This window comes from Actinomadura rugatobispora, assembly GCF_055379765.1.
The window spans coordinates 11916471-11929640 of sequence record NZ_AP029191.1 but is presented as its reverse complement, the minus strand read 5'-3'; the positions used below and the strand labels follow the sequence as shown (position 1 = coordinate 11929640).

The 13170-nt window shown below is 71.0% G+C and carries 10 protein-coding genes; 4 read left to right on the top strand and 6 right to left on the bottom strand.

Annotated features, from left to right (window positions below; genetic code table 11):
- Positions 1-339: 339 nt before the first annotated feature.
- On the bottom strand, positions 340-1428 hold the full coding sequence (locus ACZ466_RS53585) for a 2-oxoacid:ferredoxin oxidoreductase subunit beta (RefSeq protein WP_464042396.1): 1089 nt from the start codon (positions 1426-1428) through the stop codon (positions 340-342).
- 7 nt (positions 1429-1435) lie between these two features.
- On the bottom strand, positions 1436-3277 hold the full coding sequence (locus ACZ466_RS53580; RefSeq protein WP_464042394.1) for a 2-oxoacid:acceptor oxidoreductase subunit alpha: 1842 nt from the start codon (positions 3275-3277) through the stop codon (positions 1436-1438).
- Positions 3278-3862: 585 nt separating this feature from the next.
- Here ACZ466_RS53580 and ACZ466_RS53575 point away from each other — a divergent pair.
- Both ACZ466_RS53575 and ACZ466_RS53570 read left to right on the top strand, forming a co-directional pair.
- Positions 3863-4894: an acyl-CoA dehydrogenase family protein gene (locus ACZ466_RS53575; protein ID WP_378293493.1), complete on the top strand. Its 1032-nt coding sequence runs from the start codon at positions 3863-3865 to the stop codon at positions 4892-4894.
- 2 nt (positions 4895-4896) lie between these two features.
- A complete protein-coding gene (locus tag ACZ466_RS53570; RefSeq protein ID WP_378293495.1) occupies positions 4897-6075 on the top strand; it encodes an acyl-CoA dehydrogenase family protein in 1179 nt (392 codons plus the stop codon).
- Between the two features lie 16 nt (positions 6076-6091).
- Here ACZ466_RS53570 and ACZ466_RS53565 read toward each other — a convergent pair whose 3' ends face one another.
- From ACZ466_RS53565 to ACZ466_RS53550, 4 genes are read right to left on the bottom strand one after another with little or no spacing between them, the layout of a single operon-like run.
- Positions 6092-6928: a mycofactocin-coupled SDR family oxidoreductase gene (locus tag ACZ466_RS53565; RefSeq protein WP_378293497.1), complete on the bottom strand. Its 837-nt coding sequence runs from the start codon at positions 6926-6928 to the stop codon at positions 6092-6094.
- Positions 6929-6935: 7 nt separating this feature from the next.
- Positions 6936-7427: a (2Fe-2S)-binding protein gene (locus ACZ466_RS53560; protein WP_464042391.1), complete on the bottom strand. Its 492-nt coding sequence runs from the start codon at positions 7425-7427 to the stop codon at positions 6936-6938.
- Positions 7420-8307, bottom strand: coding sequence for an FAD binding domain-containing protein (locus tag ACZ466_RS53555; protein ID WP_464042389.1), 888 nt, complete (start codon positions 8305-8307; stop codon positions 7420-7422). Before ACZ466_RS53555 ends, ACZ466_RS53560 begins: the two co-directional genes overlap by 8 nt.
- Positions 8304-10598 (bottom strand): xanthine dehydrogenase family protein molybdopterin-binding subunit, encoded by a 2295-nt coding sequence (locus tag ACZ466_RS53550; RefSeq protein WP_464044069.1) that lies wholly within the window; start codon positions 10596-10598, stop codon positions 8304-8306. The genes ACZ466_RS53555 and ACZ466_RS53550 overlap by 4 nt, the downstream gene beginning before the upstream one ends.
- 415 nt (positions 10599-11013) lie before the next feature.
- Between ACZ466_RS53550 and ACZ466_RS53545 the strand changes: the two genes are divergently transcribed.
- Positions 11014-11631 carry a TetR/AcrR family transcriptional regulator gene (locus ACZ466_RS53545; RefSeq protein ID WP_378293066.1) on the top strand — a complete coding sequence of 206 codons (618 nt, stop codon included), beginning with the start codon at positions 11014-11016 and terminating at the stop codon, positions 11629-11631.
- A gap of 102 nt (positions 11632-11733) precedes the next feature.
- Positions 11734-13155 carry an aldehyde dehydrogenase family protein gene (locus tag ACZ466_RS53540; RefSeq protein ID WP_378293068.1) on the top strand — a complete coding sequence of 474 codons (1422 nt, stop codon included), beginning with the start codon at positions 11734-11736 and terminating at the stop codon, positions 13153-13155.
- The last annotated feature ends 15 nt before the right edge of the window (positions 13156-13170 follow it).

The window sequence follows — 13170 nt, the reverse complement described above, 5'->3', positions numbered from 1 at the left end:
CCGCGCACCGGTTGATATCGCTCTTCTCGCAAAGGAGAATTGCAATTACGTACCGGATTCATCCGAACCCGCCTCCGAACCCGCCCCCGGAGCGGCCGTCCCCGGGCGCTCCGCGGGCCTCGTCGTCAGGAGCCAGGCATGGTCCGTCCCGTGTCGAAGATCACGGTGCTCGCCCGGTTGCTCCAGCGCATCGGGCCACCGCCGCCCACTCCCCGGCGTCGGTTCGCCAAGCGGACCGAACGCCGTGCCTCCCGGACCATCGTGACCCACCACGGGCACGCACCCCGGCGGCACCGTCCCCGATGACGGTCCGATGAGCCGATCGGCCGATCCGGCCGGTCAGCCGATGCGCCAGGTGTCGCCGCTGCTGAGGAGGGCGGCCAGGTCGCCTTCGCCGTGGGTGTCGACGGCTTCGTCGATCTGGTCGCGCAGGAGTTCGTCGTAGGAGGGGCGGTCGATGTCGCGGAAGATCCCGATGGGGGTGTGCTCGAAGGCGGGGGAGTCCAGCCGGGACAGTGCGAACGCCTGGGAGGGGTCGGGGTTGTGGGCGTCGTGGACCACGACTTCGCCGGGGTCGACGTCGGCGACGTTCACGACCTCGAAGGACCCTGAGGGGGTGCGGCGCAGGGCTTTGGTGCGGTCGGCGCCGAAGGTGATGGGTTCGCCGTGTTCCAACCGCACCGTGATGTCGTCGCGGACGTCGGGGTCCTTGAGGGGGTCGAAGGCGCCGTCGTTGAAGATGTTGCAGTTCTGGTAGATCTCGACCAGGGCGGTGCCGCGGTGCTGGGCGGCGGCGCGCAGGACCGACTGCAGGTGCTTGCGGTCGGAATCGATGGTGCGGGCGACGAAGGTGCCCTCGGCGCCGATGGCCAGGGAGATCGGGTTGAAGGGGGCGTCCAGGGATCCCATCGGCGTGGACTTGGTGACCTTGCCCACCTCTGAGGTGGGGGAGTACTGGCCCTTGGTGAGGCCGTAGATGCGGTTGTTGAACAGCAGGATCTTGAGGTTGACGTTGCGGCGCAGGGCGTGGATGAGGTGGTTGCCGCCGATGGACAGGGCGTCGCCGTCGCCGGTGATGACCCAGACCGACAGGTCGGGGCGGGAGGTGGCCAGGCCGGTGGCGATGGCGGGGGCGCGTCCGTGGATGGAGTGGAACCCGTAGGTGTTCATGTAGTACGGGAAGCGGGAGGAGCAGCCGATGCCCGAGACGAAGGTGATGTTCTCCCGGCGCAGGCCGAGTTCGGGCAGGAAGGACTGGACGGCGGCCAGGATGGCGTAGTCGCCGCAGCCCGGGCACCAGCGCACTTCCTGGTCGGTCTTGAAGTCCTTCATCTTCTGCGGGGTGTCGGTCTTGGGCACCAGCGACAGCGCCGACCGCCCGTTCGCCCCGTTCGCGCCGTTGCCGTTGGCCCCGTTGGTTCGGTTCATGGTGTTGTCACTCACTGTCGATCACATCCCGGATGACGCTCTCCAGTTCCTCGGCCTTGAAGGGCAGGCCGCGGACCTGGTTGTAGCCGATCACATCGATCAGGTACCGGCCGCGCAGCAGCAGCGCGAGCTGGCCGAGGTTGATCTCGGGCACGATCACCTTGTCGTAGGAGCGCAGCACCTGTTCGGTGTTGGCGGGGAAGGGGTTGAGGTGGCGCAGGTGGGCCTGGGCGACGTGCAGGCCGGCGCGGCGGACGCGGCGGACGCCGGCGGAGATGGCGCCGTAGGTGCCGCCCCAGCCCAGTACCAGCACCCGCGCCGCCCCGTCGGGGTCGTCGACGTGCAGGGGGGCGATGTCGCCGGCGATGCCGTCGACCTTGGCCTGGCGCAGCCGGACCATGGTGTCGTGGTTGGCCGGGTCGTAGGAGATGTTCCCGGTCCCGTCGGCCTTCTCCAGCCCCCCGATCCGGTGCTCCAGACCGGGCGTGCCCGGGATCGCCCACGGCCGCGCGAGCGTCTGGGGGTCGCGGCGGAAGGGCTGGAAGTCCTCCTGCCCCGCCTCGGCGAACCCCGGCTCGATCACCGGCAGATCCGCCACATCCGGCAGCTTCCACGGCTCGGACCCGTTGGCCAGGTAGCCGTCCGAGAGCAGGATGACGGGGGTGCGGTACTTGACCGCGATCCGGGCTGCCTCCAGTGCGGCGTCGAAGCAGTCGGAGGGGGATTGGGGTGCGATGACGGGGACGGGGGCCTCGCCGTTGCGGCCGTGCATGGCCTGGAGCAGGTCGGCCTGCTCGGTCTTGGTGGGCAGGCCGGTGGAGGGCCCGGCGCGCTGGACGTCGATGACCAGCAGCGGGAGTTCGGTGGCCACGCCCAGTCCGATGGTCTCGCTCTTGAGCGCGATGCCGGGGCCGGAGGTGGTGGTCACGCCCAGTGATCCGCCGAAGGAGGCGCCCAGCGCGGCGCCGACCGCGGCGATCTCGTCCTCGGCCTGGAAGGTCCGCACCCCGAACGCCTTGTGCTTGGACAGCTCGTGCAGGATGTCGGAGGCCGGGGTGATCGGGTAGGAGCCCAGGTAGATGTTGAGGCCGGATTGGCGGCCGGCGGCGACCAGGCCGTAGGACAGGGCAGTGTTGCCGGTGATGTTGCGGTACAGGCCCGGGGCGTGCTCGGCGGGCTTGATCTCGTACTGGACCGAGAACGCCTCGGTGGTCTCGCCGTAGGACCAGCCGGCCTGGAACGCGGCGATATTGGCCTTCATGATCTCGGGTTTGCGGCCGAACTTGCGTTCCAGGAACGCCAGGGTCCCCTCGGTCGGCCGGTGGTAGAGCCAGGACAGCAGGCCGAGGGCGAACATGTTCTTGGCGCGCTCGGCGTCCTTCTTGGTGATCTCGAAGTCGGCCAGCGCGCCCACCGTCATCGAGGTCAGGGGGAGGGCGTGGACGCGGTACTCCTCCAACGACCCGTCCTCGACGGGGTCGGCGGCGTAGCCGACCTTGGCCAGGTTGCGTTTGGTGAACTCGTCGGTGTTGACGATGAGGTCGGCGCCGCGGGGCAGGTCGGCCAGGTTGGCCTTGAGCGCGGCGGGGTTCATCGCGACCAGGACGTTGGGCGCGTCGCCTGGGGTGAGGATGTCGTGGTCGGCGAAGTGCAGCTGGAAGCTGGACACCCCGGGCAGGGTGCCGGCCGGGGCGCGGATCTCGGCCGGGAAGTTCGGCAGCGTCGACAAGTCGTTGCCGAACGCGGCCGTCTCCTGGGTGAAGCGGTCACCGGTCAGCTGCATGCCGTCACCGGAGTCCCCGGCGAAACGGATGATGACGCGGTCGAGTCGCTGGACCTGTTTGGTCACAGAGGAAGACCTCCTCGACACGCAGCACCCGCCCTGGGGGAGGCACCCAGGAACGTGATGCCACTTGGGCTTTACCAGCACAGCAGGTGGATCGGATTCCCGGCGCCGGGCGCGGCCGGGCCGCGGGTCGGGCCTGGGTCACCGCCACCACCTCCCCGCCTTCCTGCGCGGTCGCGGGCACGGGGGCTCCGGACCGCCGCCGTCATGAGAGCGGCGTGCGAACAGGGGCGAGAGCGGACGACCTTAGAAGAATAACATTTTCTTCTCTCGACAGTCGCATTCTCTGTGTCCATCGTACGCGGCCGCGGGCCCTTCGGGCATTGCTCGGTGCGCCCAATCGAAGGGGCCGCTCTTTGTAGGAGCCGTACAGGTCACGGGCGTGCGGACGGCGCGGGACGGGTGCCGTTCGCCGGACCGCGGCTTCGCCGGGCCTCCGCTCGCCGTCCGCGGCTCCGGGCGGACGCCCCCCTATGATGAGAACAATCCTCTCATCTATTGCAAGTACTATTGCCGTACCTGGTACCCGGCGCGTATCGTCGCGTGGGCCGCCCTGAACGAGTTAGAGCGTCGCGGAGGTAGCCGTTCGTGGACCTGGATTTCTCCGACGAGCAGGAAGCGCTGCGCGTCACTCTGCGTGAGTTCTTCGAGAAGGAGTCGCCGCCCGAGGTCGTCCGGGCCGCCGAACCCCTCGGGTTCGACGCCGCCCTGTGGCGCAAGGCGGTCGAGATGGGGCTCGGCGCGATCGCCGTCCCCGAGGACCGGGGCGGCGGCGGAGCCGGATGGGTGGAACTGGCCATCGCCGCCGAGTGCCTGGGACGGTCGCTGGCGCCGGTACCGCTGATCGAGGCGGCGGTCGCCAACCTCGTGCTCGCCTCGGTGCCCGGGGGAGCGGACCTGGACCCGCTGGTGTCACGCGCCGTCGGCGGCGAGGCGCTGGCGACCCTGGCGCTGCACCCGGTCACCGGTGACGTCGCCCGCCTGGTCCCGGCCGGCGCGGTGGCCGACCTCGTCGTCGTGCTGCGCGGCGACGAACTGCTGGCCGTCCCGGTGACGGGCGGCCCCGCCGAGCCCGTCCCCAACCTCGGCGCGATGCCGATCGCCGACCGCCGCGTGGACGAGGCGGGGGCGGTCGTGCTGGCGAAGGGCCCGGAGGCCACCGCCGTCCACGACCGCGCCGTGCACCACTGGCGGATGCTGACCGGGGCGGCGCTCGTGGGCATCGCGTCCAGAGCCCTCGAACTCGGCATCGCCTACGTCCTGGAGCGCCGGGCGTTCGGCGTCCTCATCGGCGGCTTCCAGACGATTCAGCACCGTCTGGCCGACAGCACCACCGCCCTCGAAGGGGCCCGGCTGCTGGCCTACAAGGCGGCGTGGGCGCTCGACGAGGGCCTGCCGAAGGCCGCCGAACTCGCCGCGATGTCGCTGCTGTTCGCCTCGGAGACCGCGTTCAAGACGGCCTCCGACAGCCTGCACTTCCACGGCGGCTACGGCTACACCCTCGAGTACGACGTCCAGCTGTACTTCCGGCGCGCCAAGGCCTGGCCGCTGCTCGCCGGCGATCCCCGCGCGGTCTACGCGCAGCTGCCCCGCCGCCTGTTCGACCCGACGGAAGGGTGAGGATGGATTTCTGGGATTCCGACGAGCTGGCCGCGCACCGCGACGCGGCGCGCGCCTGGGTCGAGGCCAACGTGAAGCCGGAGTGGGTCGAGGAGCAGCGCCGCACCGGCTGCCACCAGACCAACGAGCTGCACGCGCTGCTCGCGCGCGACGGCATCCTCGCCGCCGGCTGGCCCGAGGAGTACGGCGGCAGCGACGTCGACCCCGACTTCGCCCGGACCGTCTTCGACGAGTGCGCCCAGCTGGGCCTGCACTTCGACGGCTGGTCGACCACGACCATGGTGACCCACACGATCGAGCACGTCGGCACCGACGAGCAGAAGCGCCAGTGCCTGCCCGCCGCGCTGCGCGGCGACATGCTGATCGCGCTCGGCTACAGCGAGCCCGACTCCGGCTCGGACGTGGCCGCGGCCAAGACGACCGCCGTCCGGGACGGCGACGAGTGGGTCGTCAACGGCCAGAAGATGTTCACCAGCACCGCGCAGGTGTGCAGCCACGTCTTCGTCCTCGCGCGGACGAACCACGACGTGCCCAAGCACAAGGGCCTGACGCTGTTCCTGGTGCCGACGGACGCCCCCGGCTTCGAGCTCCAGCCGATCCACACCCTGGGCGGCCAGGTCACCAACGCCACCTTCTACACCGACGTCCGCATCCCCGACTCGGCCCGCATCGGCGGGGTCGACGAGGGCTGGAACGTCATGCGGGTCGCCCTGGTGTACGAGCGGGGCGTGGCCGGTCCCGCCTCCGTCGACCAGACGCTCTCGGAGGACCTCACCGCCTGGGCCCGCGAGGCGCGCCGCCCCGACGGGACCGCCGTCCTCGACGACCCCCTCGCCGCCGAGCGGATCGGCCGGATGGCCGTCGACGAGGAGGTCTCGCGGCTGCTGGGCCAGTGGATGAACTGGCGGGCCTCCAAGGGGGGCGTCCCGGGCACCGAAGGGTCCATGCGCAAGCTCTTCTGGAGCGAGATGGCGCAACGGCACTACAGCGACGCCCTCGACATCCTGGGCGCCGAGGGCGTGCTGGCCCCGGAGGCCGCGGACGCGCCGGCCGGCGGCATGTTCGAGCACGACTTCCGCGCGGCCGTGGTGACCACGGTCTACGGCGGGACGAGCGAGATCCTGCGCGACATCATCGCCGAACGCGAGCTCGGACTCCCCAGGAACCGTCCCGGCCGCTGACCGGCGCGAGGGCCCGCTACTTCAGCATGGCCCCGGCGTCGACGGGCAGGGTGACGCCGGTGATGTAACGGGCCTCGTCCGAGACCAGGAAGAGGGCGGCGTTGGCGATGTCCTCCGCCTCCACCCAGGGGACCGGGAGCGCGTTCATCATCTGGGAGACCGGCGCCATGTCCTCCGCGGTCGGGTTTTCCAGGTCGGGGCGGAACATGCGAAAGGTCATGTCGTTGATCAGCATCGGCGTGTTCACCTGGGTGGGGTGCAGGGAGTTGACGCGGATGCTGTGCTGGGCGAGCTCCACGGCCAGGGTGCGCATGAGGCCGACGACGCCGTGCTTGGCGGAGACGTAGTTGCCGACGTGGGGGTGGGCCTTGAGGCCGCCGACCGAACTGGTGATGACGATCGAGCCGCCGCGGCCGCCCTCGACGATGTGCGGGATCGAGGCTTGGGCGGTGTGGTAGACCCCGGTGAGGTTGACGTCGATGGAGTCCTTCCAGAGCTTGGGGTTCATGCGCTCGATCTGGGCGCCCGGGGCGGCGAGGCCGGCGTTGGCGATGGCGATGTCCAGGCGGCCCAGCTGCGTGACCCCTTCGTCGACGGCGGCCTTCAGCGCGTCGAGGTCGCGCACGTCGGCCTTGGAGGCGATGATGCGCCGGCCCAGTGCCTTGACCTGGGCGACGGTCTCGTCGAGGTCTTCGGGGGTGGACATCGGGATCTGAACGGTGTCGACCTGCTCGCAGATGTCGACCGCGATGATGTCGGCGCCCTCCTGGGCCAGGCGCACGGCGTGAGCACGTCCTTGGCCGCGCGCCGCACCGGTGATGAAGGCCACCTTGCCTTCGACTCGTCCAGCCATCGTTACCTCATTCCAAGCGGTTGCTGTCGGCGTTGGTGCGTGCGGCGGCGCGGACGGCGTTGATGATTCCCTGGTAGCCGGTGCAGCGGCACAGGTTGCCTGACAGGCCCTCGCGGATCTGGTCGTCGGTGGGGTCGGGGTGTTCGCGCAGGAACGCGGTGGCCGAGACGATGAATCCGGGGGTGCAGAAGCCGCATTGCAGGCCGTGGTGTTCGCGGAAGGCGTCCTGGAGGGGGGACAGGGTGCCGTCGGGGGAGGCGATGCCTTCGATGGTGGTGATGTCGGCGCCGTCGGCCTGGACGGCGAAGACGAGGCAGGCGCGGACGGCCTCGCCGTCCATGAGGACCGAGCAGGCGCCGCAGACGCCGTGTTCGCAGCCCAGGTGGGTGCCGGTCAGGCCGCAGTGCTCGCGCAGGTAGTCGGCCAGGGTGAGCCGGGCCGGCACGCTCGCCCGCCGCGACCGGCCATTGACCCGCATCCCGATCTCGACCTCAGGCATTGCTCGCCTCCTGCACTCCGGCCTCCTGGACGGCCCGTTCCCAGGCGCGCGCCACCATGGCCGCGCCGACGTGTTTGCGGTAATCGGCGGACCCGTGCAGATCGGAAGGAACCGAGTCCAACTCCGCCATGGCGCTGTCGCCGACGTCCCCCGCCGGGACGTCGGCGGCGGAGCCGGTCAGTTGCGTTTCGGTGGTGGTGGCGCGCAGTGCGGCCTGCCCGAGCCCGAACAGGCCGATGCCGCAGCGGGCGATCCGGTCGTCGGTGTCGAGCTGGACGGCGACGGCGGCGCCGGCGATGGCGAAGTCGCCGCCGCGGCGGGCGAACTCCTCGATCGCGAACCCGCTGCGCGGCCCCCACTGGGGGAAGAGCACGCCCGTCAGCAGTTCATCGGCCTGCAGTGCGGTGCTCCACATGCCCTGGAAGAAGTCGCGGGCGGCGATGGTGCGCGCGCCGCGCGGTGAGGTCGCCTCCAGCCGGGCGTCCAGGGCCAGCGCGACGGCGGGGTACTCGGCGGCGGCGTCGGCGTGCGCGATCGAGCCGCCCAGGGTGCCGCGGTTGCGGATCTGGAAATGCCCGATCAGCGGCGTGGCCCGCGCCAGCAACGGCACCCCGCGGCCCACTTCGGCCGACCGCTGGATCGTCGCCTGGGTGGTGCCCGCGCCGATCCACACCCCGCCATCGCGTTGCTCGATCCCGCGCAACTCCTCCAACCGGCGCAGATCCACCAGGTGATCCAGTACCGCCAGCCGCAGGGCGAGCATGGGGACCAGGCTCTGGCCGCCGGCGATGGCCTTGGCGTCCTCGCCCAGCTCCGCCAGCAACCCCACCGCCTCCTGCACGCTCGCGGGGGCGTGGTACTCGAAAGCCGCCGGTTTCATTTGGCCTCCGCCCCGCTGCCGGTGCCGCGGCGGACGATCTCCACGATCGACTCCGGGGTGATCGGCAGCCGGGTGATCTCCGCGCCGAACGGGGCCAGCGCGTCGGCGACCGCGTTGATCACCGCCGGCGGCGCCCCGATCGCACCGCCCTCACCCGCGCCCTTGTACCCGCCCGGACCCGGCGAGTCGGTCTCGATGTGCCCGTACTCGATATCGGGCACCTCCAACGCCGTGGGCAGCAGATAGTCCATGAACGTCGTCGCGATCGGGTTGCCCTCGCCGTCATAGGCCAGATGCTCGTACAGCGCCCCGCCGATCCCCTGCACCGTCCCGCCCGCGATCTGCCCCTCCACCACACTCGGATTGATCATCGGACCGCAGTCCTCGCTCACGATGAACCGCAGCAACCGCACCTCACCGGTCACCACGTCCACCTCGCACGTGCACAGATGCGTGGCATTGGCCCAGATGATCGGATGCTCGGGCTTGTAGCGGCCACTGGCCTCCAACCCCGCCGGAACCCCCGCCGGCAACGCCTCGGGCTGGAAGTAGGCCAGGTTGGAGATCTCCGCCAGCGACACCCCCGACCCGGGCACACCGCGCACCGACGCCCGCCCGCCCGACAACTCGATGTCGGAGGCCGCGGCCTCCAGGCGGTGCGCGGCGATCGCCACGATCCGCTCCCGCAGCACCGAGGCGGTCTCGGCCACCGCCCCCGCCGTCATCGACCCCGACCGGCTCCCCGCCGTACCGCCACCGAACGGCGTCACCGCCGTGTCCCCCTGGATGGTGTGCACATCGGCGATGTCCACCCCCAGCGCGTCGGCGGTCAGCTGCACCACCGTCGTCTCGATGCTGTTCCCGCTGGAGCCGCCCGAGACGTAGACGTTCACCTTGCCCGAGGGCTCGATCCGGATCGTCGCGCCCTCGGTCGCGTGCAACCCCATCGCACTGGTCGTCGGCTCCACATACGTGCACGTACCGACACCCAGATACCGGCCCTGCGCCCGCGCCAGCTCCTGCTCACGCCGGAACGCCTCGTAATCCAGCATCTTCAACGCCTGCTCGAACGTCTCCGACGGCGTGATATCGCTGTACGGCATCCCGTTCGGATTGGTGAAGGGAAGCTCGTCGCGGCGCAGCAGGTTCCGGCGCCGCAGTTCGGCCGGGTCGATGCCCATCCGGCGCGCGGCGATGTCCAGGAGCACCTCGCGCGTCACCGACTCGAACTGCCAGGGGCCCCGGTAGGCCGTGCGGCCGGCGGTGTTGGAGAACACCGACGTGGCGGAGAACCCGCTCCGCGGGACCCGGTAGGGGCCGGGGAAGAGCATGCCCACGACGGTGGCCGTTCCGACGGGGTACGGCACCGGGTAGGCGCCCACGTCCTGGACGTAGTCGATCGTCGCGGCCAGGATCGCGCCCTCGGAGTCGAAGGCGATCCGCGCGTCGGCGTGCTCGTGCCGGGCCTTGCCGGCCGACATCAGGTTCTCCCGCCGGTCCTCGATCCACTTCAACGGACCCGGCACCTTCAACGCCGCGAGCATGACGCACATGTCCTCGCGCAGTGGCATGACCTTCTGGCCGAAACCGCCGCCGGTGTCGCGCATCACCACCCGCACCCGGTGCTCGGGCAGCCCCAGCAGCCGGGAGCAGAACAGGCGCACCTCGTGCGGCGACTGAGTCGCCGTCCAGATCGTCAGCTCGCGCTCGGTGGCCGACCACTCCGCCACCATCCCGCGCGTCTCGATGGGCACAGCGGCGTGGGCCTGCTGGTACAGGGTCTCGCGTACCACCAGCGCGGCCTCGTCGAAGACGGGTGCGAGTTGCTTGGGGGGAGTCCCGGTGCGCCGGCCCGCGACGTTGCGCGGGTAGCCCTCGTGCACCAGTTCCTCGGAATCCTGCGCGGTGACGTAGTCGACGACCGGAGTCAGCGGGTCGTAGTCGACCACCACCAGCTCCGCCGCGTCCTCGGCCAGATACCGGTCATCGGCCACCACCAGCGCCACCGGATCGCCGACGAAACGCACCTCACCCTCGGCCATCGGAGGCCGCGGCGTGTCCGGAACGTCCTTGCCGATCAGCGTGTACCACGCCTCGTGCACACCCGGATGGAGATCCTCCGCCGTGAACACCGCATGCACACCCTCCAGCGCCAACGCCTCAGAGGCATCCACACCGGTGATCCGGCCACGCGCCAGCGGACTGCGCACAAAACACGCGTGCAACATCCCCGGCCGCACCACATCGTCCACATACGTGCCATGACCGGTCAGCAACCGCGGATCCTCCACCCGCGGCACACGCGTCCCGACATAACGAGCCGCGGCCGCCTGCACGCCCTCACTCACCGGCCCACCGGTCCCGGTCCTGGCATCGGGTGGCTCCTCTTCCCGGCGATGCTGAACAGTCGACAAGCATTAGTGAGTATTTACTTAACATGCAGGCCAGGTGAGGTCAAGGTCACACTGCCGCGGCGCTCAGCCGGTCCGGTCGTGCACGGCGGCGACCTCCTCGGGCCGTCCCGTGCGGCCGAGAGGGGTCCGCTTCACGCGACCCCGGCTCGAGAGCTGACGAGAACTGTGCTCTTTCGCACTGAGAAATAACTTCTCACGGTACCGATGGCGCCGCAATGGGCAGGTGCCGGCGTCGCTACCATGTTCGGGAGTTCCCGCTGGTGGGAGCCGGAGAACTGGGAGTGGGACGGACATGGCATCGCCGCGGAGAATCGGGTCACCCGAGGCCAAGAACCGGACGGTTCTGCTGGACGCGGCGGAGCGGCTGATGCTGGAGGAGGGGTACGCCGCGGTCAGCTCGCGGCGCGTCGCCGAGAAGGCCGGCCTGAAGCCCCAGCTCGTCCACTACTACTTCCGGACGATGGACGAGCTGTTCCTGGAGATGTTCCGGCGCCGCGCGGAGGAGGGGCTGCGGCGGCAGGCGCAGGCCCTGGCCTCCTCCCAGCCGCTGCGGGCGCTGTGGGAGTACAGCACCGATTCGGCGGGCACGGCGTTCACGATGGAGTTCGCCGCCCTCGCCAACCACCGCAAGGAACTGCGGGCCCAGATGGCGCGGTACGCCGAGCAGTTCCGCCGCGAGCAGGTCGAGGGGCTGTCGGAGGTGCTGGGGCGCTACGGGATCGACACCCGCGAGTTCCCGCCCCTGGTCCTCATGGTGGTCATGACGAGCCTGTCCCGGGTGCTGGTCATGGAGGACGCGCTCGGTCTCGCCGAGGGGCACGAGGAGACCGAGGCGTTCGTCGAGCGCTGGCTCGGGCGGCTCGAGGGCGAGTCGGTGCCGCGCGACCAGGAGGGCCGGCGGCCCGTCTGACCGCCCTCCCGGCACCCCGGGACTTCCCGAGCGGTTTCCGGTCCATTAGAGTCCGGATTGCAATAGTGAGAAGCTTATTCTCATCCGTGAGAGGGAGTGTCGATGCCGGTTCGCCATGAGCACTGGATCGGCGGCAAGGCGGTCGAGCCCGCGACCGGCGGGTACCTGCCCACACTGGATCCGGCGACCCGGCGGCCCGGCGACGAGATCGCCGCGGGCTCCGCGGCCGACGTCGACGCCGCCGTCGCGGCCGCGGCGTCGGCCCAGCCGGACTGGGCGCGGCGTTCCGGTGCGGAACGGTCCGAAACGCTCCACCGGGTGGCCGACGCGATCGAGTCCGGAGCCGCCGAGCTGATGGAGGCGGAGCGGGCGTGCACGGGGAAGGTCCCGGCGCAGCTCCGCGTGGAGGCCGACATGTCGGCCGCCTATTTCCGCTACTACGCGGGCGTCCTGCGCGCCCACCACGGGCGCGTGATCGACCAGGGCGCCGGCCACCACACCTACACCCGGCTCGAGCCGTACGGCGTCGTCGCCGCGATCACCCCCTGGAACCTGCCGCTGAACCAGGCGTGCCGCGCCCTGGCCCCCGCGCTCGCCGCGGGCAACGCCGTGGTGGCCAAGCCCTCCGAGCTGACCTCCGTCTCGACGCTGCACCTGGCGCGGCTGACCCGCGAGGCGGGCCTTCCCGACGGCCTGCTGAACGTGGTGACGGGCACCGGTCCCGACGTCGGCACGCCGCTGGCGGCCCATCCGGGGGTCCGGCGCATCGCGTTCACCGGCTCGGTCCCCACCGGGCGCCACCTGGCCGGGATCGCGGCCGGCCGGCTCGTGCCCCTCACCCTCGAACTCGGCGGCAAGTCGCCGATCGTGGTGTTCGCCGACGCGCGGCTCGACCGGGCGGTCGCCGCGGCCGTCCAGGCGGTGGCGATGAACGCCGGCCAGGTGTGCTCGGCCACCACCCGGCTGCTGGTCGAGGCCCCGGTGCACGACCAGGTGGTCGCGGCCGTGGTGGAGGCGGTCGAGCGGCTCGAACCGGGCGTCGACTTCGGGCCGATCATCACCGAGGCGCAGTACCGCAAGGTGCTGGACCACTTCGCCGAGGCCCGGTCCGCGGGCCTGGAGCCCGCGACCGGCGGCGCCGCCTACGACAGCGGGCCCGCCGCGCAGGGGCAGTACGTGCGCCCGACCGTCTACGCCGGGGTGTCGCCCGGCGCGCGGATCGCGCGCGAGGAGGTCTTCGGGCCCGTCCTGGTCACGATGCCGTTCACCGATGAGGACGAGGCGCTCGCCCTCGCCAACGACACCGAGTACGGCCTGGTGGCCGCCGTCTGGAGCGGGGACGCGAGCCGCGGCCTGCGCCTGGCCGAGCGGATCGACGCGGGCCAGGTGGCGGTGAACGGGGGAGCCCTCGGCATCGAGACGCCGTTCGGCGGGTTCAAGTCGAGCGGCTACGGGCGGGAGAAGGGCGTCGAGGCCCTCCACGAGTACGCCCAGATCAAGTCCGTCAGCCTGTCCCTCCACTGAGCCCCGGGAGACCCC